The sequence below is a fragment of the Kribbella sp. NPDC059898 genome, from assembly GCF_042730855.1.
Classification (GTDB): Bacteria; Actinomycetota; Actinomycetes; order Propionibacteriales; family Kribbellaceae; genus Kribbella.
Genome location: NZ_JBHWKR010000007.1, coordinates 397,687 through 421,977, shown reverse-complemented (window position 1 = coordinate 421,977; position 24,291 = coordinate 397,687). Strand labels below are relative to the sequence as shown.

Genomic DNA, 24,291 nt, shown 5'->3' with positions numbered 1-24,291 from the left:
ATTTTTGGGGCCCCGGGGGGGGGGGCCCCCCGATTCTTGCCGGGGTCCGCTAATATGTTGTTGCCTGCCCGCGCGCGGTTTCCGCTTACACTTGGGTACCCGCCGCGCGGTTTGTCATGTCAGGGAAGCTTGAAGGGAGGAGTGCGGCATGTTCGAAGCGGTACAGACGCTGAAGGCGGAGTACGCCGAGCTGGAGCGGCAGCTGGCGGAGCCGGAGCTGCACTCCGACCAGGCCAACGCCCGCCGGGTCGGCAAGCGGTACGCCGCGCTGGCGCCGGTGGTGCGGACGTACGACGAGTGGCTGCAGACCGGCGACGACATCGAGGCGGCGCGCGAGCTGGCGTCCGAGGATCCGGCGTTCGCGGAGGAGGCCACCCGGCTGACCGCGCGGCGGGAGGAACTGGCGGAGCGGCTGCAGACGCTGCTCGTACCGCGGGACCCCAACGACGACAAGGACGCGATCCTCGAGATCAAGGCGGGCGAGGGCGGCGACGAGTCGGCGCTGTTCGCCGGCGACCTGCTGAAGATGTACCTGAAGTACGCCGAGTCGCAGAACTGGAAGACCGAGGTGCTCGACTCGGCCGAGTCCGACCTCGGCGGGTACAAGTCGATCACGGTCGCGGTGAAGGCGAAAGGTACGCCGGAGCCGGGCGACGCGCCGTACGCGAAGCTGAAGTTCGAGGGCGGCGTGCACCGGGTGCAGCGCGTGCCCGTGACCGAGTCGCAGGGGCGGATCCACACGTCCGCGGCCGGCGTGCTGGTGCTGCCGGAGGCCGAGGACGTCGACGTCGAGATCGACCAGAACGACCTGCGGATCGACGTGTTCCGGTCGTCCGGGCCAGGTGGGCAGAGCGTGAACACGACCGACTCCGCCGTACGCATCACGCACCTGCCGACCGGGATCGTGGTGTCGATGCAGAATGAGAAGTCCCAGCTGCAGAACCGCGAGCAGGCGATGCGGGTGCTGCGTTCCCGGTTGCTGGCGGCGGCGCAGGAGGCGGCGGACCAGGAGGCGTCGGACGCGCGGCGTTCGCAGATCCGTACGGTGGACCGCTCGGAGCGGGTCCGCACGTACAACTTCCCGGAGAACCGCTTCTCCGACCACCGGGTCGGCTACAAGGCCCACAACCTGGACCAGATCCTCGGCGGTGAGCTCGAGCCGGTCATCAAGGCCCTCACCGAAGCGGATCTCGCGGCCCGCCTCGAGTCCGTCGACTCCCCGTGACCCCAGAAGAAACCCGCCCCCTCGCTCCGCTCGGGGGCGGCGTCGTCCCGGGGGCAGGTGCTCGGGTGCGGGGGCTTGTTGCCGCGGCGGCGGAGCGTCTGCGGGAGGCGGGGGTTGCTTCGCCGGAGTACGACGCCGCGGAATTGCTTGCCTTTGTCACCGGTTCCAGTCGGTTGATGTTGCGTGAGCCCAGTGCTGATCAGCTCACCACGTTTGAGGAGTTGGTTGCACGGCGGGTGGGGCGGGAGCCGTTGCAGCATCTGACTGGTACGGCGGCGTTCCGGTACCGGGAGTTGGCGGTCGGGCCCGGGGTGTTCGTGCCGCGGCCGGAGACCGAGGTGATGGTGGGGTGGGTGCTGGAGCGGATCGCCGGCGTACCCGATCCTCTGGTTGTGGATCTGTGCAGTGGGTCGGGGGCGATCGCGGGGGCGGTGGCTACCGAGCGGCCGGACAGCACGGTGCATGCGGTGGAGTTGTCCGCCGATGCGGTCGCGTGGGCTCGGCGGAACCTGGAAGGTACCGGCGCGATCCTGCACGAGGGGGACATCGACGGGTGCCTGCCGGAGCTCGACGGGCGGGTGGACGCGGTGATCTCGAACCCGCCGTACATTCCGTTGACTGCCTGGGAGTCCGTCACCGCCGAGGTCCGCGATCATGACCCGGCGCTCGCGCTGTGGTCCGGTGACGACGGCCTCGACGAGATCAAGGTGGTCGCCGCCACGGCCGGGCGGTTGCTGAAGCCCGGCGGCTGGTTCGCCTGCGAACACGCCGACGTACAAGGCGAATCAGCCCCCGCGGTCTTCGCCGCCACCGGCCTCTTCACCGAGGTCCGCGACCAACTGGACCTCTCGGGCCGCCACCGCTTCACCACCGGCCGCCGGATCTAGCGGCTGAGACCCCCGCGGGCAGATGCGGGACGAGCAGGTGGTCTTGCCAGATCCTGGGCCCGGCCGGTGGTGGGGGCGTCCGGGGGTTGGTGGGTCAGGCGGCAGACGATCAGGTGGTGGTCGGCGCCGGGGAGCTGGACGACCTGCGTCTCGCGGGTGACCAGGTCGCGGGTGGAGAACAGCCGGTCGATCGAGCGCCCGTCCGGTGTCGTCGCCGGCGGTGGATCCCCGAACGCGTCCACCAACCCGAGCCGTTCCCCAAAGAACTCCCGCGGGTCAGGCATGTTCAGATCACCGGCGACGACACCCCGCCGAACACCCCGCGCCGCCAGCTCCGCCTTCAAATACTCAGCCATCTCCACCCCGTACGCATGCCCCACGCCGTCCCGATACGAGTACTCGACCCCCTCCGCACTCCGGAACATGTGAATCGGGCACACCTGCCCACCCACGATGTCCACCCCGGCCTCGGTCCGTGCGACCACGAAACCCTTCGGATGCGGATCCATCGGCTCCCCGGTCCGCCAGTGCCGGAAGTCGATCGGCGGATCCGGCAGCTCGATCCGCTCCAGTTCGGTCAGCCGGTACGTCGACACGATCCCCACGCCCAACCGCTCGACCCCCGGGATGTGCGAGTCCGAGAACTCCTGCCGCGCGAACGACAACTCCCGCCCCGGCATCGCCGCCGCCCCTAGCCGTTCCAGCTGGTCGCTCCGGGTGTCCAGTTCGGTCACGATCAGTACGTCGGCCCGCAGCCCGGCGAGGGCCCGCCCGAAGTCCGCCGTACGGTCCGCGCCGAGGTAGCCGTCCGGTCCTACCAGCCGTCCGCCGGCGACGTTCGCGAACGCGATCGAGATCATTCGTAGACCACCAGTTCCGGTCGCGGTGTCAGCGCCAGCACCTGCGCCGGCGTCATCAGCGGCCCGTGCCGCGTGTCCTCGGTGTAGAACAATTTGAACCCGGCATGCACCGACGCCGGCAGGTGTGCCGTCAGCTTCGCCCAGGTCTTCAGCTTGTCCTTGCGCGCACCGATCCCGTCGACCGACTTGATCGTCACCACCCCCGGATGCGCCTTCAACGCTGCTTCACCGCTGACGATCTTCGTCGACAGCTGATGGAACACGAACACCTTCTCCGGCAGGTGCTGCGCCGTCACCAGCCCCGACAGGTACGCCGCGATGCTGTCCAGCTCGGCCCCCGTCGTATGCCCGAACACCTTGCCCGGCACCTGCGCCGGCCCGACCGCCCACTCCGGATCGAACGCGAGACCGACGTCCGGCTCCTTCAGCCACCGCTCCAGCCGCCGTACCTCCGGCAGGATCTTCGCCCGCCCCGGCTGGATGTCCAGCAACAGCAGCATCTTGTGCTTCCGCGCAACCGACAGGTACTGCGCGATCTTGGCGTCAGGCAACCGCCCGCGGTACATCCCGTCCTTCCCACGCGACCCCCGCGCCACCACGGTGATCAGCTCCAGCACAGGCTGCGGCGTACGCCCGGCTGCGTAAGCACGGGCCAGGGTCTCCAGCTTGGCGGCCCTCGCGTCCAGGTCCTTGTCCAGCGGCCCAAGCGCAGGAGAGCCCGGCAAACCGACGTACGCGACCAACTGGTACTTCGGGAACAGCACGCGCCCTCCCCGCGGCAGACCGTCAGGTGCCGCCGGAAGAGTCGGCGTGGGGGAGCTAGACGGCGGAGGGGCCGCAGCCGGTGCCGCCGGCTTGTCGCTGCAGCCCGCCAGGGCCAGCAGTACGACGGCTACCACCGCACAGGCTCTCCGCATCAGCCCAGCCAACCACACGTCACGGCGATGAACGCTCCAGCCCGTCAGCTGCCCGCTGGACCATCGACTCGGGCCCCTCGCTCAGTGCCAGCTCCAGGGCACGCGCGAAATGCGGCCGTGCCTGCGTGAGATCGCCCTTGTCCAGAAGGCTTTCCGCCAGCCGCAAGTACGCGTTCAGCTGCGACTGCCGCGATTCACTCTCCAAGGCCAGCTCCAACGACCGACGCCCGACCTCGACCGCCTCGTCCCACCGCTGCTGCCGCGCGTGCGCCGTACCAAGGAACGCGTAGGTGTAAATGAGGCTGTAGTCGGCCCCGCGCTCCACCCCGAGGGCACGGGCCGTGGTCAGCGCCTCCACAGCCTCGTCCACCCGCCCCAGCGCCAGCAGGCACTCACCGATCCCGTTCAGCACCTCTGCCTGCACGGCGGGTTCCCCGAGCGCCAGCGACTCCTGGTACGCCGCCAGCGCCTCGTCGAACTCCCGCCGGTCGCCGTACGCCACCCCGAGGTACGCCAGCACCCGCGAGACGATCCCAACGTCGCCGGACTGCCGCGCAACCGCCAGCGCCTCGTCCAGTACGGCGATCGCGTCGCCATCCGGATCCAGCTTCGCCTGGCTGTATCCGATCGACGCCAGCAGCCGCGCCCGCAACGTCAGGTCCGCGTCCGCCGGCAACGTCTCGCGGGCTTCCTGCAGCGTCCGCAGACTGGCCTCCGCGCCCCGCCGGTACCGCCCGAGGCTGCCGATCGACAGCAGTACGCGCGCCCGCGCCGAAGCGTCCGGCGCCGCCCGCAGCGCCAGCTCCAGCGCCTCGTCCAGCTCGTACACCCGCCCGCGCTGAAAGAAGCAGGGCGCGATCGCCAGACCCAGTTGCCACGCGTGATCAGCCGCGCCGCTCGACGCGGCGTACCCGATCGTCGCCAGCACGTTCGCGCCCTCGGCGTCGACCCACTCCAACCCCTCCGCGGTCGACGCGAACTCAGGCACCCGCACCGGCGGCGGTGCCGGCGGCTGGCTGCTGAAGATCGCAGTACTCGCGGCTGTCGTCGCGTGGAGGTAGTAGTCGAGCAAACGCCGTACAGCGTCCGGCTCCGGCTCCAGCGTCCGCGCGTACTGACGCAGCAAGTCGTGGAACTGGAACCGTCCAGGGCGCAGCTGCAGCAGCAGGTTCGCGTCGACGAGCAATTCCAGCAGATCCTCCGCCTCGAACGCATCCACCTCGGCCAGCGCGGCCGCGGCGTACACCTCGATGTCCTGGCCGGTCATCGCGCCCAGCAGCCGGAACAGCCGCTGTTGGTCCGGTGGCAGGTGCTCGTACGACAAGGCGAACGCGGGGGAGACCCCACCGCTGTCGGTGCTGAGCTCAGCCAGCCGCCTGTCCTCGGCGTCGAGCCGTTTGCTCAGGTGCTCGATCGTCCAGCTCGGCCGGTGCCGCAACCGCGACCCGGCAACCCGAATCGCCAACGGCAGGTAGCCGCACTGACTGACGACCTGTGCCGCAGCAGCAGGGTCCTTGGCGCGGTCAGGTCCGACGATCTCGGCCAGCAGCTCCTGCGCGTCCTCTGCCCGCAGTACGTCGACCGCGAACCGGGCTGTCGCGTCCAGCCCGGACAATTGCCGTCGGCTGGTCACCAGGACGCCACACCGCGGACTACCGGCCAGCAACGGCAGCACTGCCGCACTGTCGGGCGCGTTGTCGAGTACTACGAGCATGCGCCGTCCCGACAGCTCAGAACGCCACAGGGCCGCGCGTTCCTCAAGGTCAGCGGGTATCCGGTCCGCCGGGACGGACAGGGTGCGCAGTAGACGATCCAGCGCATGCAAGGCGGACACAGGCTCGTAGCCAGGCGTGTAGCCGTGCAGGTCGATGAAGAGCCGACCGTCCGGGTACACGTCCGCCAGCTGACGCGCTGCGCGCACTGCTAGCGCCGTCTTGCCCACGCCGGCCATACCGTCGATCGCTACGACCACGGGCCCCGCAGTACGGAGTGCAGCGACCACCTGGTCCAGTACGTCGTCCCGTCCGACGAACGCGGCACCGTCGTACGGCAGCTCGTCACGGACCGCCGGCCGGGCCAGGGGCTCGTCGTTGCGCAGGACGCGTTCGTGGATCGCCCGCAACGCCGGACCGGGCTCCACACCGAGCTGGTCGATCAGCGTCTGCCGTGTCCGCCTGTAGGTGGCGAGCGCTTCCGAGCTGCGCCCGCTCCGCCAGTACGCGAGCATCAGCTGCCCGGCGAACTGCTCGCGCAGCCGGTCCGCCTCGACCAGCGCGACCAGCTCCGGCACCAGGTCGGCGTACCGCTCGCGCTCCAGGTCCGCGTCGATCCGCTCCGCGAGTACCTTCAGCCGCCGCTCCGACAACCGGTGCCGCTCGACACCGAGGTAGTGCCCGGGCAGACCGCTCAACGGCTCGCCCCTGAACAACGCCAGGGCTTCCGCCAACCGGTCCGCCCGTACGTCGACGTCGTCGGTCGCGTGCGCCGCGCCGACCAGCTCCTCGAACCGGGTCAGGTCCGTGCCGGTTAGCCGCAGGCTGTACCCGTCCCGCGAACGCACCAGCACGTCCTTCGGCAGCAACTGCCGCAACCGGTAGACGTACGGCGCGACGATGCGCGCGCCACTGCCGGGCGGTGCGTCGTTCCACACCAGCTCGACCAACTCGTCCGACGACAGCACCTGGTTCGAACGCAGCGCAAGAACGGCCAGAAGTGCCTGCTGACGGAGCGGTCCGAGCTCGACCCCGCGCCCACCTGCCCAGCCGCGCAACGGACCGAGCAGGTCGAGCCGCAGGTCGTCCGTCACGGACGACAGTTTGTCAGCTACACGGCGTTCTTGCTCACGTACGTGTCGATCTCGGACACCAGGGCCGTCTTCAGCGAGTCCTCCGCGAACGACTCGCGGACCGCGGTCTTCGCCAGTTCGCCGACGCCGGCCTCGTCCAGGTCGAGCAGCCGTGCGGCGACGGCGTACTCGTTGGTGAGGTCGGTGCCGAACATCGGCGGGTCATCGGAGTTGATCGTCACCACCAGGCCGGCGTCGACCATCGCGCGCAGCGGGTGCACGTCGTAGGAGTCGACCGCCTTGGTGGCGATGTTGGACGTCGGGCTGACCTCGAGCGGGATCCGGTGCTCGCCCAGGTAGTCGACCAGCGCCGGGTCCTGCATGGTCGACGTACCGTGGCCGATCCGCTCGGCCTTCAGCACGCGGAGCGCGTCCCAGATCGTCTGCGGACCGGTCGTCTCGCCCGCGTGCGGCAGGCTGTGCAGCCCGGCCGCGACCGCCGCCTCGAAGTGCGGCTGGAACTGCGGCCGCGGTACGCCGATCTCCGGGCCGCCGAGCCCGAACCCGATCAGCCCCTCCGGCCGGATCTCGGTCGCGATCCGCAGCGTCTCGTCGGCGGCCGGGATCCCCGCCTCGCCGGAGATGTCGAAGATCCACCGCAGCACCAGGCCGAACTCCTTCTCGGCCGCCACCCGGGCGTCCTCGATCGCCTCGCAGAACGCCTCCGCCTGGATGCCGCGGACCACCGAGGTGTACGGCGTGACGGTCAGCTCGGCGTACCGCAGGCTCTGCTGCTCGGACATCTCGCGGGCGATCTCGTAGGTCAGCAGCCGGACGTCCTCGGGCGTCCTGACCAGCTCGACGACGGACAGGTAGATGTCGATGAAGTGGGCGAAGTCGCTGAACTCGAAGTACTCCGCCAGCGCCGCCGGGTCGGCCGGCACCGGCGAGTTCGGGTGCCGGGCGGCGAGCTCGGCGACGATCCGCGGCGAGGCGGACCCGACGTGGTGGACATGCAACTCGGCCTTCGGCAATCCGGCGAGGAACTCACGGCTCACGGTCATGGCAGGGATCCTAGGGATTCGGCGGCCCGGCCCGCGCGGAAGCTGACAATCGTTTGTCAGCAACGACCCCGGTGGAGCTGGGGCCCGCGTGAGTGGCACGATTCACTCCGTGAGTGAGCGCTTCGACTTCACCGGGGACGAACTGGCACCGGCGTACCGCGCAGCGGTGGACGCCATCGAGGCCGGCGACCTGGTCGTGCTGCCGACCGACACCGTCTACGGCATCGCTGCCGACGCCTTCAAGGCGGACGCCGTACAGCGGCTGATGGACGCCAAGGGTCGCGGCCGGGACATGCCGCCGCCGGTGCTGATCTCGGTGGTGGAGTCGCTGGACGCGCTCGCCACCGACGTACCGGACGCCGGCCGGAAACTCTGCGAGGAGTTCTGGCCCGGCCCGCTGACGGTGATCTGCCACGCGCAGAGCTCGCTGATGTGGGACCTGGGGGAGACCCAGGGCACGGTCGCGCTCCGGGTGCCGGACCACGAGAACACCCGCGAGCTGCTGTCCCGCACCGGGCCGCTCGCGGTCAGCTCGGCGAACACCTCCGGCAGGCCCGCCGCGCTGGACGTGTACGACGCCGAGGAGCAGCTGGGCGAGTCGGTCGCGGTGTACCTGGACGGCGACCGGGTGAGCGGCGGGCAGCCGTCCACCATCGTCGACATCACCGGCGAGACCCCCCGGGTGCTGCGCGTCGGCGCCCTCTCCCTCGACCAGCTCCGCGCCGTCGCCCCCGACCTCATCTCGGACGACGACCCCGAGCCGGTCCAGGACACGACACCGGAGGACAAGCCGGCCGAAGACAAGCCGGCGGACGAGAAGCCGGCGGACGAGAAGCTGGCCGAGGACAAGCCGACCGGCGAGGGCGAGCCGGTCGGCGAAGTGAAGCCAACTGATGAGCCTGCTGAAGCGTCCAACAAGGGCGAGGGGAAGCCGACCGATTCAGATGTGAGGCCTGCGGACTAGTGCGCGAGTACCTGCTGGTCCTGTTCGTGGCGATGGCCACGACCTTCCTGCTGACCGGCGTCGCCCGGCAGATCGCGCTGCGGTACGGCGCGGTCGCCAAGGTCCGGGCCCGGGACGTGCACAAGGTACCGATCCCGTACTTCGGCGGTCTGTCCATCCTCGGCGGCCTGATCGCGGCGTACGCGGTGGCCAGCAACCTGCCGTTCCTCGGCAACAGCCTGCAGGTCGCGCACGACGCCCGCGCCATCCTGGTGGGCGGCGTGGTGATCTGCGCGGTCGGTGTGGTCGACGACCTGTACGAACTGGACGCGATCACCAAGCTGGCCGGCGAGGTTCTCGCGGTCGGCGTACTCGTTGTCCAAGGCATCCAGTTGTACTGGCTCCCGCTGCCCGGCGGCGTGATCTCCCCGTCGCCCGCGCAGCTCGCCGTACTGACCGCGGGCATCCTGCTGGTGTCCTGCAACGCGGTGAACTTCGTCGACGGCCTGGACGGTCTCGCGGCCGGTGTCACCGCCATCGGGGCGACCGCCTTCTTCGCGTATTCCTACCTGCTGAACTTCCACGAGAACCTCGACCGGGCGACCACCTCGACACTGATCACGGTCTCCCTGGCCGGCGCCTGCCTCGGCTTCCTGCCGCACAACTTCTTCCCCGCAAGGGTTTTCATGGGCGACTCCGGCGCCCTGCTGATCGGCCTGATGCTGGCCGCGTCGACGATCAGCCTGACCGGCCAGATGGACCCGAACGCGGTCCCGTACGAGGTCGGCGGCTCCAGCCTGCTGCCCGCGCTCCTGCCGTTGGTCCTCCCCATCGCCATCCTGGCGATCCCCGCACTGGACCTGACGCTCGCCTACATCCGCCGTACCAAGGCCGGCCGTTCCCCCTTCGCCGCCGACAAGCAGCACCTCCACCACCGCCTGATGCAACGCGGCCACTCGCACCGCCGGGCCGTGCTGCTGATGTACCTCTGGACCGCCTTGATCGCGTACGGCGTGGTCGTCCTCGGCCTGGTCCTGTACTGGTGGACGGCCCTGATCGTGCTGGCCGTCGCGGTCACCGCGGTGCTGCTCACGACGGGTCTCCCGTGGCATCGCCGGAAACCGCTCGCCAAAGTCTGAGCGCCGGCTGAGAGGGACCAGACCACCGGCCGGTGTGGCCTACCGATAAGGTGTGGCTGTACAGCGGCAGGGGGCTCGTTTTGCTGACCGTGCAGACTTTGTGCTAGTTTTCACAAGCACCAGCAAAGAACAGCAACACCCCTGACCCCGCCCACCCGACGAGCTGGCCGCGAGACCAGCACGCCAGCAGGACGGAACCACCAGATGGCTCCTACGGCCCACAGCCAGAAGATCGCCGGACAAGCGACCAAGCACCCGGCGCTGGCAATGCTGCGCGGCGCTTCGGTCGCCGCCCTTGTCGTCGGCCTGAACGCGACCGCTGTTTCCACCGTCGCGGCCGGTCTGCCGGGTCTCTGGGGAGCCCTTCTCGGACTGCTGATGGTGATGGTCTTCTCCGGCGCCGGCCTGTTCGCGCTGCACCTGTCCCGGCGGTCCACGCCGACGATGCAGCTCGCGATCGCGATGGCGTCGTACACCGGCCGGATCGCGATCTTCGGTGGCCTGCTGGCGATCGCGCTGAGCTCGGACTCGCTGGCCAGGCACGTGAATCTGACCGTGCTCGGCCTGGTCGCGATGGTGGTTGTGATGGGCTGGATGGCCGGCGAGATCTGGGCCTGGTCCCGGCTCCGGGTGCCGATCTACGACCTCGACAACGAGGTGACCGCATGAGCACCCTGGGTAACGTTTTCCCTGCTGTGGTGGACATTACTGGTGCCGGTGTGACCGGTACTGTCGCCAACTGGTACGTTTCGGGTGCCAATGAGCGAGAACCAGGATCCGAAGCCATCACCCCCCAATTCGGGCGACGGCTGGCGGGTCCTGTCCTACTTGATCGGCGGTGTCCTGGTGTACGGGGGCATCGGGTTCGGGTTGGACCTGCTCTTCGGCACCCAGTTCCTGGTTGTGGTCGGCATCGTTCTCGGCGCCGGCCTCAGCATTCTGATGTTGCACTTCCGGTACGGGCAGCGGTCCTGATCAAGGACCCGGCCCCTACGATCTCGACCGGGTCTGACGTTGTTGACCGCCCCCGGAGCTGTACTGCCCTGAGCCGCCCTGCCCTTCGCTACAAGGCGTCCGACTTGAGCACGACGCGAGAGGAGACCCGGTGATTGCCGGCGTTTCGACCGAGTTCACCCCGCCCGGTCCAGAAAGCTTCCAACTCCCGCCGATCATCCCTGGCGTGGACTGGTTCACCAAGCCCGTCCTGGTGGCCGCGTTGTCCGTCGTGGTGATCGTCTGGTTCTTCTGGGGTGCGTCCCGCAAGGCCGCGATCGTGCCGAGTCGGCTGCAGTTCACCGGCGAGCTCGCGTACAACTTCGTCCGCAACTCGATCGCCCGCGACGCCATCGGCAGCCAGGAGCACATGAAGTACGTGCCGTACCTGTGCGGCCTGTTCTTCTTCATTCTGCTGAACAACGTGGCCGGCTCGATCCCGTTGATCCAGTTCCCGACCTTCAGCCACATCGGCTGGGCGTACGTCGCCGCGGTGATGAGCTGGGTGATCTACAACGCGGTCGGTATCAAGAAGAAGGGCCTGTGGGGCTACTTCAAGCACCAGACCATGCCGGCCGGGGTGCCGCTGTGGCTGATGCCGCTGATGATCCCGATCGAGTTCATCTCGAACATCCTGGTCCGGCCGATCTCGCTGAGCCTGCGGTTGTTCGCGAACATGTTCGCCGGCCACATCCTGCTCGGGGTGTTCGTGCTCGGCGGCGAGTACATGGTGTTCGAGTCCGGGAAGATCTTCCTCGGCGGCGTCGGCATCATCACGTTCATCATGGGCATCGCGATCGCCGGGCTGGAGCTGTTCGTGCAGTCCATCCAGGCCTACATCTTCGTGGTGCTGACCGCGCAGTACATCGGCAGCGCCATCGCCGACGAACACTGATCCGCACCACCCCCTTTGACCCGTAGTAACAAAACCGGATAGCCCCTATCCGTACGGAAAGGAAACACCGCAATGGTGAGCAACATCGCTCTCGCAATCACCGGCAACATCGCCGTCCTCGGTTACGGCCTCGCCGCGATCGGCCCGGGCGTTGGCGTCGGCCTGATCTTCGCGGCGGTCATCAACGGCACCGCGCGTCAGCCGGAGGCCCAGAGCAAGCTGCAGTCGATCGCCTGGATCGGCTTCGGCGTCACCGAGGTTCTGGCCATCATCGGTATCGCGCTTGCGTTCGTATTCAAGGTCTGACCGTTTTTTCTCACTGACTGACAGGACTCAGATATGACGACGTTGGTGGTACCACTCGAGGCGGCTCCGAATCCGCTGCTGCCGCACACCGCCGAGATCATCTTCGGTTTCGTCTTCCTGGTCCTGCTGGCCATCGCCTTCGCCAAGGTGGTCGTCCCGAAGTTCGAGCAGGCGTATGCCGATCGGACCGCGGCGATCGAAGGCGGGATGAACGAGGCCAAGCAGGCCCAGGCCGAGGCGAAGGCGGCTTTGGAGAAGTACAACGCGCAGCTGGCCGAGGCCCGGCAGGAAGCTGCGAAGATCCGCGAGGACGCCCGTGAGCAGGGTGCGGTCATCATCGCGGAGATGCGTGAGCAGGCGAGCGCCGAGGCCGAGCGGATCGTCACGCACGCGCGGGCCCAGATCGACGCCGAGCGGGCGCAGGCGGTGACCTCGCTGCGGGCGGAGGTCGGCACCATGGCGACCACGCTGGCCGGCCGGATCGTCGGTGAGTCGCTCGAGGACGAGGCCCGGCAGCGCCGGACCGTCGAGCGCTTCCTGGCCGAGCTGGAATCCTCGGAGTCCGCTCGTCAGGCTGTCGGAACGGACAGCTGATGCGCGGCGCGTCGAACGAGTCACTCGCCCGGGCCGAAGCGGCCCTGGCGGGTGTGACCCCGTTGGAGGGGCTGGGCGGCGAGCTGTTCTCGATCGCCAAGCTGCTGGACGGCAGCGGCGCGCTCCGGCGTGCGCTGACCGACCCGGCGCGGCCGGCCGAGGCCAAGGTCGCACTGGCCGGGCAGCTGTTCGGTGGCAAGATCTCCGGCCAGGCGCAGGAGATCCTGTCCGCCGCGGTGGCCGGCCGCTGGGTCAGCGGCCGGGACCTCGGTGACGCCCTCGACCAGCTCAGTGTCGAGGCCGAGGTGGGGTTCGCCGACACCCGGCGGAAGCTGGACGAGGTCGAGGACGAGCTGTTCCGGCTGGACCGGGTGGTCGTCGCCGAGCGCGCGCTGGCCGAGAAGCTGGGCGACCGGGGGATCCCGGTCGAGCACCGCCAGGAACTGATCCGCGGACTGCTGCAGGGCAAGGCCGACGCCACCACGGTGCGGCTCGCCGAGCGGGCGGTGGACGGCCGGGGCCGCAACTTCGCGGGATCGATGCGGTCCTACCAGGTCGCCGCGGCGACCCGGCGGAACGCCAGCATCGCGACCGTGCGGGTGGCCACCGACCTGACCGAGGCGGAGCGCACCAGGCTCGCGGCGGCGCTGGGACGGCAGTACGGCCGGGACATCCAGCTGAACGTCGTCGTCGACCCAGGAGTGGTCGGCGGCGTCCGGGTGGACATCGGCGACGAAGTGATCGACGGAACCATCGCGGCCAGGCTCGACGACGCGCAACGGCGCATCGCGGGCTGAACGCCCCTTAACGACATACAGCGGCGCTAAGGGTCGGGAAAGCCTTTAGAGCCACAACAGGCCAGCAAGGGTCAAGGAAGCAGGAAACACAATGGCTGAGCTCACGATCAGGCCGGAGGAGATCCGGGACGCCCTGGATCGGTTCGTCACCGAGTACCAACCGGCCGAAACCGCCGCCGAGGAGGTCGGCACGGTCGTCGACGCGGGTGACGGTATCGCCCACGTCGAGGGCCTGCCCTCGGCGATGACCAACGAGCTGCTCGTTTTCGAGAACGGCACCGAGGGCATCGCGCTGAACCTCGACGTCCGCCAGATCGGTGTCGTCATCCTCGGTGAGTACGACGGCATCGAAGAGGGCCAGCAGGTCCGCCGGACCGGCCGGATCCTGTCCGTCCCGGTCGGCGAGGGGTACCTCGGCCGCGTGGTCGACCCGCTCGGCAAGCCGATCGACGGCCTCGGCGAGATCACCGGCATCGAGGGCCAGCGCGCGCTCGAGATCCAGGCCGCCGGCGTGATGGACCGCCAGGAGGTCCGCGAGCCGCTGCAGACCGGGATCAAGGCGATCGACGGCATGATCCCGATCGGCCGCGGCCAGCGCGAGCTGATCATCGGCGACCGCAAGACCGGCAAGACCGCGATCGCGATCGACACGATCATCAACCAGAAGGCCAACTGGGCGTCCGGCGACCCGAAGAAGCAGGTCCGCTGCATCTACGTGGCGATCGGCCAGAAGGGCTCGACGATCGCCGCCGTCCGCGGCGCGCTCGAAGAGGCCGGCGCGATGGAGTACACCACCATCGTCGCCTCCCCGGCGTCCGACCCGGCCGGCTTCAAGTACGTCGCGCCGTACACCGGCTCCTCGATCGGTCAGCACTGGATGTACCAGGGCAAGCACGTGCTGATCGTGTTCGACGACCTGACCAAGCAGGCCGAGGCGTACCGCGCGATGTCGCTGCTGCTGCGCCGCCCCCCGGGCCGTGAGGCGTACCCGGGTGACGTCTTCTACCTGCACAGCCGGCTGCTCGAGCGTTGCGCGAAGCTGTCCGACGAGCTCGGCGCCGGCTCGATGACCGGTCTGCCGGTGATCGAGACCAAGGCGAACGACGTCTCGGCGTTCATCCCGACCAACGTCATCTCGATCACCGACGGGCAGATCTTCCTGCAGTCGGACCTGTTCAACGCGAACATCCGGCCGGCCATCGACGTCGGTATCTCGGTGTCCCGGGTCGGTGGTGCCGCCCAGGTCAAGGGCATGAAGAACGTGTCCGGCACGCTGAAGATCGACCTGGCGCAGTTCCGCGCGATGGAGGCGTTCGCGATGTTCGCGTCCGACCTGGACGCCACCTCGCGGCGGCAACTGGACCGCGGTCAGCGGCTCGTGCAGCTGCTCCGGCAGCCGCAGTACTCGCCGTACCCGGTGGAGGACCAGATCGTCTCGATCTGGGCCGGTACCAACGGGCACTTCGACGACGTGCCGGTGCTCGACGTACTGCGCTTCGAGCGGGACTTCCTGGACTACCTGCGCCGGGACAGCAAGGTGCTCGACGCGATCCGCGAGTCCGGGCTGTTCGGCGACGACGAGGCGCAGGCCGTGACCGACGGGCTGAAGTCGTTCAAGCCGACGTTCCAGACCTCCGAGGGCACGCTGCTCGGCACCGAGGCCCCGGCCGAGGCGATGGACGAGGCGGACGTCGACCAGGAGCAGATCGTCAAGCAGAAGCGGGGCTGATCCACAGTGCCAGCCAACCTGCGGGAGCTTCGCGATCGGAAGGCCTCGGTCACGACGATCAAGAAGCTCACCCGCGCGATGGAGCTCATCGCGGCGTCCCGGATCGTCAAGGCGCAGCAACGCGCCGGGGCGGCCGGTCCGTACGCGCGTGAGCTCACCCGTGCCGTGTCGGCGGTGGCGACGTTCTCGAACGTCGATCACCCGCTGACCACCGAGAAGGAGAACCCGCGCCGTGCCGCGGTGCTGCTGATCACCTCGGACCGCGGTCAGGCCGGGGCGTACTCGTCCAACGTGATCCGTGAGGGTGAGCGGCTGAACCAGCTGCTCCGCGAGGACGAGAAGGACATCGTCCCGTACATCAGCGGCCGCAAGGGCATCGCCTACTACACGTTCCGCCAGCGCGAGGTCGCGCGGTCGTGGTCCGGTGAGTCCGACAACCCGAGCTTCGCCCGGGCCCGGGAGGTCGCCGACGCGCTGATCGAGGCGTTCCTGACCCCGACCGAGGAGGGCGGCGTGGACGAGATCCACATCGTCTTCACCCGGTTCGTGTCGATGCTCACCCAGCGCACCGACGTCATCCGGCTGCTGCCGCTGGAGGTCGTCGAGGGCGAGGAGCCCCCGGCCGCCGACGACGTGCTGCCGCTGTACGAGTTCGAGCCGTCCGCCGCCGAGGTGCTCGACGGGCTGCTGCCGAAGTACGTCGCCAGCCGGATCCACTGGTGCATGCTGCAGGCCGCGGCCGCGGAGCTGGCCAACCGGCAGCGGGCGATGAAGTCCGCGACGGACAACGCGCAGGACCTGATCGAGAAGCTGACGCGGGACCTGAACCAGGCCCGCCAGGCACAAATTACCCAGGAAATCAGCGAGATCGTCGGTGGCGCGAGCGCGCTCGCCGACGCCACCGCCGGGAGCGAGTGAGAGAGATGACTGCCACGGTTACCGAGAAGAACAACGAGGCGGGCGCCACCGGCGTCGGTCGCGTCGCCCGGGTGATCGGCCCGGTCGTCGACGTCGAGTTCGCGGCCGACGCGATGCCCGACATCTACAACGCGCTCGAGGTCGACATCACCCTCGGCGACAACACCCAGACGATCACCCTCGAGGTTGCGCTGCACGTCGGCGACAACATCGTCCGGGCGATCTCGATGAAGCCGACCGACGGCCTGGTCCGCGGCGCCGAGGTGCGCGACACCGGCGCCGCGATCTCCGTCCCGGTGGGCGACGTCACCAAGGGCCGGGTGTGGTCCGTGACCGGCAAGTGCCTGAACCAGGACGAGTCCGAGTTCCAGATCACCGAGCGCTGGCCGATCCACCGCAAGGCGCCGGCCTTCGACCAGCTCGAGTCGAAGACCGAGATGCTGGAGACCGGCATCAAGGTGCTCGACCTGCTGACGCCGTACGTGCAGGGTGGAAAGATCGGCCTGTTCGGCGGTGCGGGTGTCGGCAAGACCGTTCTGATCCAGGAGATGATCTACCGGATCGCCCACAACTTCGGTGGTACGTCGGTGTTCGCCGGCGTGGGCGAGCGCACCCGTGAGGGCAACGACCTCATCAACGAGATGGAAGAGGCCGGCGTCTTCAAGGACACCGCGCTGGTGTTCGGCCAGATGGACGAGCCGCCGGGCACCCGGCTGCGGGTCGCGCTGTCCGCGCTGACGATGGCGGAGTACTTCCGCGACGTCAAGGAGCAGGACGTGCTGCTGTTCATCGACAACATCTTCCGGTTCACGCAGGCCGGTTCCGAGGTCTCCACGCTGCTCGGCCGGATGCCGAGCGCCGTCGGTTACCAGCCGAACCTGGCCGACGAGATGGGCGTGCTGCAGGAGCGGATCACGTCGACCCGGGGTCACTCGATCACCTCGATGCAGGCGATCTACGTGCCCGCCGACGACTACACCGACCCGGCGCCGGCCACCACGTTCGCGCACCTGGACGCGACCACCGAGCTCTCGCGTGACATCGCCGCTCGTGGTCTGTACCCGGCCGTCGACCCGCTGTCCTCGACGTCGCGGATCCTCGACCCGCAGTACATCGGCCAGGAGCACTACGACGTGGCCGTCCGGGTGAAGCAGATCCTGCAGAAGAACAAGGAACTGCAGGACATCATCGCGATCCTGGGTGTCGACGAGCTCTCCGAAGAGGACAAGATCACCGTCGCGCGGGCGCGCCGGATCGAGCAGTTCCTCAGCCAGAACACCTACATGGCGGAGAAGTTCACCAACGTCCCGGGTTCGACGGTTCCGCTGAAGGACACCATCGAGTCCTTCAAGAAGATCGTCGAGGGCGAGTACGACCACGTCGCCGAGCAGGCCTTCTTCAACGTCGGCTCGCTGGACGACGTCGACCGCAAGTGGGCCGAGCTGCAGAAGGAAAACTGAGATGGCCGACGATTCTGCCAAGCACCTCGAGGTCGCGCTGGTCGCGGCCGAGCGGACCGTGTGGCAGGGCCAGGCCAAGATCGTCATCGCCCGGACCACGGACGGCGACGTCGGTATCCTGCCCGGCCACGCGCCGCTGCTGGGCCTGCTGCAGGGCGGCACCGTCCAGGTGCGGACCGTCGACGACGAGTACTTCGTCGCGGCCGCGCCGGACGGCTTCATCTCGGTGGCCAACGACCGGGTCTCGATCCTGGCCGAGAACGCCGAGATGGGCCACGACATCGACCTCGAAGAGGCCCGGCGGGACCTCGAGCAGGCGCTGGCCGCCGGGCTCGACACCGACTCGGACACCGACGAGGTACGACTCGCCGAGGCCAGGGTCCGGGCCGCCGAGCAGACGTCCTGATCCGACCTGCCATAATCGGCACAATCGAATATCGTCACTGACAGTACGGTTCTCCGGGGTGCCCGGGACAAGTACCCACACAAGGCACCGGAAATGGGGTCGGCAAGGTATGAGGACAGTCCTCGATGTCGTCGGGGTCTGTCTGCTTGCCGCCGTGCTGTTCATCGTGCTGGTCGCGTTCCGCCGTCGCTGGTTGTCCAGGGACGGCGGAACTTTTGATTGCAGCCTGCAACTCGCGGAGAAGGACCACGGTCGCGGCTGGGCGCTCGGCCTGGCCCGCTACGTCGGCGACGACCTGCAGTGGTTCCGGGTCTTCAGCCTGGCCTGGTGGCCGAAGCTGGTCGTGAACCGCCGCCAGCTCGACGGCGTGACCACCCGCCGTCCGATGGGCAACGAGCCCCTGGTCACGTACGCCGGGCACGTCATCGTGGACGCGAAACTCAACGACAAGACCGTCCACTTCGCGATGACCGAAGAGGCGCTGACCGGCGTCCTCGCCTGGATGGAATCAGCTCCTCCGAGCACCCAGACGTACCTGTGACCGGCTGGTCGTAGGAGTGTCAGGGCCACGATAAACACGTCGTGGACGGGCACACTGGAGCGGTGGAGTCGTGGGAGTTCGGCCGGGCGGTCCGTCGATGGCGGGACCGGGTCCCGCCCGGCGCGGTCGGTCTGCCGCCGGGGACCCGTCGACGTGCGACCGGTCTGCGGCGGGAGGAGCTCGCCGCGCTGGCGGGTATCTCGGCCGACTACCTGACCAGGCTGGAGCAGGGCCGGGCGACGTCTCCGTCGGCGCAGGTCGTCGAGGCGCTGGCTCGCGCACTCCGGGTCTCCGATTCCGAGCGTGACCTGCTCTTCGAGCTGGCCGGGCTGTCGGCGCCAGGCCCGGACGTCGTACCGTCGCGGATCAGCGCGAGCGTGCAACGGCTGCTCGACCGGGTCGCGGACACGCCGGTGGCCGTGTACGACGCGACGTGGACGCTGCTCGACGCGAACACGCCGTACGACGCCTTGATGGGCGAGACGACCGCGTGGCGGGGGCTCGAGCGGAACGCGCTCTGGCGCAACTTCGTGGGTCCTGGTACGCGCGTCGTCCATTCGCCCGAGGAGAAGGCGGAGCTGCTGGCCGGGCAGGTCGCCGACCTGCGCCGGACCGCGGCACGCTATCCGGCGGACCGGCAGCTGCGGACGCTGATCCGCGAACTCACCGCCCACAGCCCGCACTTCGCGGACCTCTGGGCGCACGACGACCCGGAGCCGCGCACGGAGCCGTCGAAGCGGAAGGTGGTCGATCATCCGGCCGTCGGACCGATCAGGCTCGACTGCGACGTCCTGTTCGTGGCCACCGACGACGTACGGCTGATGATCTACACCGCCGAACCCGGCACCGACGACGCGGAGCGGCTCGCCCTGGCTGTCGTCCTCGGCACGCAGCAGCTCGGCGAGCGAGCCGATCCTGGCCCTGCCGGTCCTACGAAAACCGGACGGCTGTTTGAGCGCTGACGGCGGTCCGAGACTCGTCGTATGAACTCGCAGAACACCTGGATCATCACCGGGCCGACCTCAGGTATCGGCCGTCGTACAGCCCTCGAGCTTGCCGCGCACGGAACGGTCGTGCTGGTCGGACGCGATCCGGCGAAGCTGGCCGTGGTCGAGCAGCAGATCGAGGCGAGCGGCGGACGCGCGGTGCCGGTCGTCGCCGACTTCTCCGACCTCGGCAGCGTACGGCGGGCCGCCGCGGAGATCATGGCCCTCGGCCTACCGATCGCGGGCGTGCTGAACAACGCCGGCGTCTTCCCGCTGGAGCGCCGTACGACGCCGCAGGGGTGGGATCTCACCTACGCGACCAACCACCTCGGTCCGTTCGCCTTCACCGAGGCTCTGATGCCGCAACTGCCGGACGGCGCGAACGTGGTGTTCGTCTGCTCCGGAGTGGAGGATCCCGAGCGCAGGCCCGCGGTCGTGGCCGGCTTTCGCGGCGCCCGGTTCCTCTCGGTCGAGGCGAGCGTGCGCGGCGAGTGGAAGCCGGGCGGCTCCACGCGACCCGGCTTCGACGCGTACGCGACCTCGAAACAGGGCAATCTCGCGACGGTGCTGGCGTTCGCGAGACAGACGCCGCGGCTCCGGTTCAACGCCGTCGAACCGGGATTCAGCCCCGGCAGCGGGCTCGGCCGCGACGCCGGTCCGGTGGTGGCGTTCGTGTCGAAGTACGTGCTGTCACCGTTGGCTCCGATGATCAAGTACTGGAGCACGCCCAAGCGCGCCGCCCGGGTGATCACGGAGGTCCTGACCGCCGACTCCGACGTGTCGGGCGTCTACTACGACGAACGAGGCAAGCCGATGCAGGGCTCGGTCCAGGTCGGCGATCCCGAATTCTGCGCCCGCGTGGTCGCCGAGACCCGCGCCCTGCTCGCTGCCGCGGATCGCGACGGGTCAGTGGACGTTGAGGGCCTGGAGCAGCATCGGGAGTGAGGCGTGCAGTTCTCGCTGCCAGTAGGCCCAGCCGTGAGTGCCCGGGCCGTAGAAGTTGGTGGTCAGGTGCTTCGCGCCGACCTGCTCGAGCTGCGTGGCGAGGGCGTGGTTCTGGCGGTTGAAGTCGGCCTCCAGCGCGTCCGTCTTGCCGGGTGGGTCGAACGGCCCTGCGGTGCCGTCGCCGCAGGAGAGGTAGACCGGTAGCGACTTGAGCCGGTGAGCCAGGTAGTACGGGTCGTGCGCTTCCCAGATGCTTCGCTGGGCGACCGGGTCTCCCCAGACGCGGCGCGGGTCGTTGCCTTGGCCGGCGAAGAACCCCATGATCCGGTTCACCGACTCGTCGTTGAGCAGCGGATGCGCGGAGCCGGAGTACGCCGCGACGGCGCGGAACATGCCGGGGTGCCGGGCGGCGTACAGCAGGGCTCCCTGGCCGCCCATGGAGAGGCCGGCGACGACGCGGTCCGAGCTCGCGCCCCAGCCGTGTTCGAGGAGGTGCGACAGTTCGACGGTGTGGAAGGTCTCCCAGGCGGGGTCGCCGCCGGCGCCGTAGTTCCACCAGTCGCTGTACCACCCGTTCCAGCCGGCCTCGGGCATCACGACGAGGACCTTGCGCAGGCTCGGGATCTTCGCGATGTCGGTACCGGACCAGGACGTGTAGTCGCCGCAGCAGCCGTGCAGCAGCCAGAACGTCGGCCAGTGCCGGCTGCGGTCGGCGGGATTCCAGCCGTCCGGGGTGAGCAGGCGGACGTTGACGGTGCGGCCGCCGAGCGCCTGGGAGCGGACGGTCAGGTCGGTCAGCCGGTCCGCTACCTGCTTGACCGCGACGACCTCGGCGCCGCGGGGCGCGGCTTGGACGGTGGCCGTCGGGCTGGGGGCGGCTTGGGCGACGGGTGCGAGCGGGACGAGTCCGATCAGCAGCGCTGCGGCGAGGCGGGCGAACTTGGGCATGGGCAGACCTCCTGGGCGGGGAAGGTGGCTGAAGGAGTTGTACCCCCGAAAATCGGTGGGTACTCCGGGGCGGGTGTGCCAGGATCGCGGGCATGAAGAGTTTCTTCTTCCGACTGGGCTAGCTCCGCTGGCCCTTCGTGTGGCGTTCTGCCCTTGGCCGGCGAGGCGGGAGTAGCCAGTTGGTTGCTCCCGGATTCTTGCCGGGAGAGTCTTCATGCGTTCTGCGCTCATGCTCGTGCGCGCTGTTGCCGGGTTGGAATGGTTGGTGGCCGAGGAGGTCACGGCCGCGGGATGCCGGGTGGTCGAGGTGTCCAAGCGGCAGGTGGTCGTCGACGGCCTGGTCGAGCCGCCGCGGATGGCCGACGACGTGTTCGAGGTGTACGGCGTGGCGCCGGATCCCGGCCGCGCCAGAGCAGGGGTAGCGGCCGCGGTGCAGGCCGCGCTCCCGTCGGCACCGGGTGGTGGGGTGTTCGCGGTGTCGGCGTCGTTCGTGGGGGAGCGGAACTTCAACCGGTACGACGTCGAGGATGTGGTGGGGCAGCGGCTCGCGCGGTTGACGGGCGGGCGGTACCACTCGCGGCGCGACGGCGCCGTACCGCCGGACGAGCGCACCGAATGGCGGGTGGTGCTCGACGGAAAGACGCTGTGGATAGCGCGCCGCCCGTACGCCGCACCCATCCATCGGAGGCCCTGGCGGCAACACACCGTCCCAGGAAGCCTGCACCCACCGGTAGCAGCCGCCATGGCCCACCTCGCTGACCTAGCACCTGGACACCAAGTACTCGACCCGTTCTGCGGAGCCGGTACGATCCTGCTGGAATCCCACCTGATCGAACCGCGCGTCACCTACCTCGGCGTCGACCGAGACCCGACCGCAATCGCAGCAGCACAAGCGAATGCGGCGCAGTTGGTTGGCCCATCCATCAATTGGCGGGTAGGAGATGCGCGACGGGTCGAGGGTTCCTTCGATCGGATCGTGAGTAATCCGCCGTGGGGTGTGCGGGTGGACGCTGCGACGGTGTCCGCGGGGATGCGGCGGTGGCGGGAGGTTTTGCGGCCGGGTGGGGTGGTGGTGGCGCTGGTGCTGGCGGAGCAGGTGCCGCGGGGGTGGACGGTGCTGGGGCGGCATCAGTTGGCGGTGGCGGGCAGGCATCCGGTGATTGTGGTTCTGGGGGTGTCTCGGTATTGACATGCGCGGAGAACGTTCGTAGGTTCCTGCGCATACGTAAGAGCAACCCTCAATCAGCTCATATTCGAGTGCTCATACGTATGAACGTGCAGCCGCTCTACATCTGAGGTGAGGAATATGCGCAGTCGATGGCGGGTGTTTTTGGCGGTCGGCGCAGTGCTGGTCGCGGGGTGCTCAGGCCCCGCGACCGGTCCGGCGGCGACCGGATCGGCGGGTGGAGCGAGCATCGTCTACGCGAAGACCGACGGTGGTACGACGTTCGTCCGCAACTACAACGTGATGGGCCCGGCGACCGACAAGGCGCCGAACGCGGAGCTGGTGTACGAGCCGCTGATGCGGGTCGACTACAGCGACGGCGGGGTGGTGAAGCCGTGGCTCGCGCAGAGCTGGGCGTTCTCCGAGCAGGGCAAGGTGCTGACGATCAAGCTGCGCACCGACGTGACCTGGTCGGACGGCCAGAAGTTCACCGCCGACGACGCGGTCTACTCGCTCGGCCTGCCGATCGAGAAGAAGGACTTCAGTATCGCGGGTGTCACCTACAAGTCGGTGACGAAGGTCGACGACAGCTCGGTGAAGGTAACCTTCGCGGAGCCGTCGTACGCGACCTTGAACCAGTTCGCGAACATCCTGCTGCCGATGGTCCCGAAGCACATCTGGTCGACCCAGAACCTGAACACCTGGACCAACCCGGACCCGGTCGGCACCGGCCCGTTCACGGTGAAGGAGTTCAAGCCGCAGCAGATCACCCTGGGCGCGCGCTCCGACTACTGGGGCGGCAAGTTGCCGATGACAACGTTCAAGATCGTCCCGACCGCGGGTGAGGCGCTGAAGGCGCAGCTGCTGAAGGGAGAGCTCGACTGGGCGTCGGCCGGCTGGGCGAACGGCGAGAAGGAGTACGTCGCCAAGGACCCGGACAAGCACCTGTACCAGCTGTACTCCAACGGCGGCGCGATGTCCGTGCTGTTCAACACCGGCAAGGCCCCGTTCGACGACGTGCACGTACGGAAGGCCCTCGCGCTGACCGTCGATCGTACGGCGGTCGTCACCACGCTCCAGCGTCCCGGTACCGAGGCCGGCCCGACCGGTCTGTCCGAGCAGCTGTTCGGCGACTGGCTCGACCCGGCGTACAAGGGCCAGGTGCAGAAGGTCGACGCGGACGCCGCGAAGGCCGAGCTGGCCAAGGGCGGCTGGACGATCGACAACGGCGCACTGGTCAAGGACGGCAAGCGGTACCAGCCGAGCATCCTGTTCAACGCGGACTGGGGCTGGGGCAGCTACGCCGACATCCTGATCAACACCTGGAAGCAGACCCTCGGCCTGACCGTGAAGAGCGCCGGCCAGCCCAGCGCCGGGTACTACGACAAGCAGAACCTCGGCCAGTTCGACCTGGCGGCCTCGTCGACCGGCGGCGCGAGCGTGTACGGCGTCTACCGGTTCCTGTCCAGCCAGTACCTGACCCCGATCGGCAAGTCGGCCACCCTCGACCAGGGCCGCTGGAGCGACCCGGAGACCGACAAGATCATCAAGGCGATGGAGCGCACTGACAACGTCGATGAGCTGAAGACGCTCGGCAAGCAGCTGCAGAAGATCGTCGTCGACGAGGTGCCGTTCAGCCCGATCTACAACAACTTCTACTTCATCGACATCAACTCGACCCGGTGGACCGGCTGGCCGACGCCGCAGAAGTTCGACGCGATCCCGTTCCCGGGGATGGGTCCGGACACCATCCTCACGCTGCTGAGCCTCCAGCGCCGGGGGAACTGA

The 24,291-nt window shown here is 68.7% G+C and carries 24 protein-coding genes; 19 read left to right on the top strand and 5 right to left on the bottom strand.

What is annotated here, in order from left to right; translation table 11 throughout:
* Positions 1-148 precede the first annotated feature (148 nt).
* Both prfA and prmC read left to right on the top strand, forming a co-directional pair.
* A complete protein-coding gene (gene prfA, locus ACFV9C_RS24280) occupies positions 149-1,225 on the top strand; it encodes a peptide chain release factor 1 (RefSeq protein WP_380196951.1) in 1,077 nt (358 codons plus the stop codon).
* A gap of 65 nt (positions 1,226-1,290) precedes the next feature.
* Entirely contained in the window at positions 1,291-2,112 is an 822-nt protein-coding gene (gene prmC, locus ACFV9C_RS24275) for a peptide chain release factor N(5)-glutamine methyltransferase (RefSeq protein ID WP_380196949.1), read from the top strand.
* On the opposite strand, the gene ACFV9C_RS24270 is transcribed toward prmC, so the two are convergent.
* The 4 genes from ACFV9C_RS24270 to ACFV9C_RS24255 all read right to left on the bottom strand — a co-directional run bounded on the left by ACFV9C_RS24270 (position 2,109) and on the right by ACFV9C_RS24255 (position 7,738).
* Positions 2,109-2,972, bottom strand: coding sequence for an endonuclease/exonuclease/phosphatase family protein (locus ACFV9C_RS24270; protein ID WP_380196947.1), 864 nt, complete (start codon positions 2,970-2,972; stop codon positions 2,109-2,111). The genes prmC and ACFV9C_RS24270 overlap by 4 nt on opposite strands.
* Entirely contained in the window at positions 2,969-3,736 is a 768-nt protein-coding gene (locus tag ACFV9C_RS24265; RefSeq protein ID WP_380196945.1) for a hypothetical protein, read from the bottom strand. Before ACFV9C_RS24265 ends, ACFV9C_RS24270 begins: the two co-directional genes overlap by 4 nt.
* 172 nt (positions 3,737-3,908) lie before the next feature.
* On the bottom strand, positions 3,909-6,695 hold the full coding sequence (locus ACFV9C_RS24260; protein ID WP_380196943.1) for a BTAD domain-containing putative transcriptional regulator: 2,787 nt from the start codon (positions 6,693-6,695) through the stop codon (positions 3,909-3,911).
* 17 nt (positions 6,696-6,712) lie between these two features.
* Entirely contained in the window at positions 6,713-7,738 is a 1,026-nt protein-coding gene (locus ACFV9C_RS24255) for an adenosine deaminase (protein ID WP_380196941.1), read from the bottom strand.
* A 109-nt stretch (positions 7,739-7,847) separates the two neighbouring features.
* On the opposite strand from ACFV9C_RS24255, the gene ACFV9C_RS24250 reads away from it, so the two are divergent.
* The 15 genes from ACFV9C_RS24250 to ACFV9C_RS24180 all read left to right on the top strand — a co-directional run bounded on the left by ACFV9C_RS24250 (position 7,848) and on the right by ACFV9C_RS24180 (position 20,390).
* Entirely contained in the window at positions 7,848-8,702 is an 855-nt protein-coding gene (locus ACFV9C_RS24250; protein WP_380196939.1) for an L-threonylcarbamoyladenylate synthase, read from the top strand.
* Positions 8,702-9,820 carry a glycosyltransferase family 4 protein gene (locus tag ACFV9C_RS24245; RefSeq protein WP_380196938.1) on the top strand — a complete coding sequence of 373 codons (1,119 nt, stop codon included), beginning with the start codon at positions 8,702-8,704 and terminating at the stop codon, positions 9,818-9,820. The genes ACFV9C_RS24250 and ACFV9C_RS24245 overlap by 1 nt, the downstream gene beginning before the upstream one ends.
* A 204-nt stretch (positions 9,821-10,024) precedes the next feature.
* Entirely contained in the window at positions 10,025-10,489 is a 465-nt protein-coding gene (locus tag ACFV9C_RS24240; RefSeq protein ID WP_380196936.1) for a hypothetical protein, read from the top strand.
* 90 nt (positions 10,490-10,579) lie between these two features.
* Positions 10,580-10,795 (top strand): hypothetical protein, encoded by a 216-nt coding sequence (locus ACFV9C_RS24235; RefSeq protein WP_380196934.1) that lies wholly within the window; start codon positions 10,580-10,582, stop codon positions 10,793-10,795.
* A 130-nt stretch (positions 10,796-10,925) separates the two neighbouring features.
* Positions 10,926-11,708, top strand: coding sequence for a F0F1 ATP synthase subunit A (atpB, locus tag ACFV9C_RS24230; RefSeq protein ID WP_380196932.1), 783 nt, complete (start codon positions 10,926-10,928; stop codon positions 11,706-11,708).
* A gap of 72 nt (positions 11,709-11,780) precedes the next feature.
* A complete protein-coding gene (atpE, locus tag ACFV9C_RS24225) occupies positions 11,781-12,014 on the top strand; it encodes an ATP synthase F0 subunit C (RefSeq protein WP_380196930.1) in 234 nt (77 codons plus the stop codon).
* 33 nt (positions 12,015-12,047) lie between these two features.
* Positions 12,048-12,608, top strand: a complete 561-nt coding sequence (locus ACFV9C_RS24220; protein WP_380196929.1) for a F0F1 ATP synthase subunit B — start codon at positions 12,048-12,050, stop codon at positions 12,606-12,608.
* Positions 12,608-13,405 carry a F0F1 ATP synthase subunit delta gene (locus ACFV9C_RS24215; protein WP_380196927.1) on the top strand — a complete coding sequence of 266 codons (798 nt, stop codon included), beginning with the start codon at positions 12,608-12,610 and terminating at the stop codon, positions 13,403-13,405. Before ACFV9C_RS24220 ends, ACFV9C_RS24215 begins: the two co-directional genes overlap by 1 nt.
* A 91-nt stretch (positions 13,406-13,496) precedes the next feature.
* Positions 13,497-15,134, top strand: coding sequence for a F0F1 ATP synthase subunit alpha (atpA, locus tag ACFV9C_RS24210; protein ID WP_380196926.1), 1,638 nt, complete (start codon positions 13,497-13,499; stop codon positions 15,132-15,134).
* Positions 15,135-15,140: 6 nt separating this feature from the next.
* Positions 15,141-16,052, top strand: a complete 912-nt coding sequence (locus ACFV9C_RS24205; RefSeq protein WP_380196924.1) for a F0F1 ATP synthase subunit gamma — start codon at positions 15,141-15,143, stop codon at positions 16,050-16,052.
* A 5-nt stretch (positions 16,053-16,057) separates the two neighbouring features.
* The gene (gene atpD, locus ACFV9C_RS24200) at positions 16,058-17,512 is read left to right on the top strand and encodes a F0F1 ATP synthase subunit beta (protein ID WP_380196923.1); all 1,455 of its coding nucleotides are present in this window, start codon (positions 16,058-16,060) and stop codon (positions 17,510-17,512) included.
* Between the two features lies 1 nt (position 17,513).
* Positions 17,514-17,918: a F0F1 ATP synthase subunit epsilon gene (locus ACFV9C_RS24195; RefSeq protein WP_380196922.1), complete on the top strand. Its 405-nt coding sequence runs from the start codon at positions 17,514-17,516 to the stop codon at positions 17,916-17,918.
* Positions 17,919-18,027: 109 nt separating this feature from the next.
* Positions 18,028-18,459 (top strand): DUF2550 domain-containing protein, encoded by a 432-nt coding sequence (locus ACFV9C_RS24190; protein WP_380196920.1) that lies wholly within the window; start codon positions 18,028-18,030, stop codon positions 18,457-18,459.
* A gap of 62 nt (positions 18,460-18,521) precedes the next feature.
* On the top strand, positions 18,522-19,421 hold the full coding sequence (locus tag ACFV9C_RS24185) for a helix-turn-helix transcriptional regulator (protein WP_380196918.1): 900 nt from the start codon (positions 18,522-18,524) through the stop codon (positions 19,419-19,421).
* A gap of 21 nt (positions 19,422-19,442) precedes the next feature.
* On the top strand, positions 19,443-20,390 hold the full coding sequence (locus tag ACFV9C_RS24180; RefSeq protein WP_380196917.1) for an SDR family NAD(P)-dependent oxidoreductase: 948 nt from the start codon (positions 19,443-19,445) through the stop codon (positions 20,388-20,390).
* Here the strand turns inward: ACFV9C_RS24180 and ACFV9C_RS24175 are convergent.
* Positions 20,352-21,338, bottom strand: coding sequence for an alpha/beta hydrolase (locus tag ACFV9C_RS24175; protein WP_380196915.1), 987 nt, complete (start codon positions 21,336-21,338; stop codon positions 20,352-20,354). The two genes, ACFV9C_RS24180 and ACFV9C_RS24175, sit on opposite strands and share 39 nt — an antisense overlap.
* Before the next feature lie 214 nt (positions 21,339-21,552).
* On the opposite strand from ACFV9C_RS24175, the gene ACFV9C_RS24170 reads away from it, so the two are divergent.
* The gene (locus tag ACFV9C_RS24170) at positions 21,553-22,527 is read left to right on the top strand and encodes a TRM11 family SAM-dependent methyltransferase (RefSeq protein ID WP_380196913.1); all 975 of its coding nucleotides are present in this window, start codon (positions 21,553-21,555) and stop codon (positions 22,525-22,527) included.
* Between the two features lie 117 nt (positions 22,528-22,644).
* Positions 22,645-24,291, top strand: coding sequence for an ABC transporter substrate-binding protein (locus ACFV9C_RS24165; RefSeq protein ID WP_380196912.1), 1,647 nt, complete (start codon positions 22,645-22,647; stop codon positions 24,289-24,291).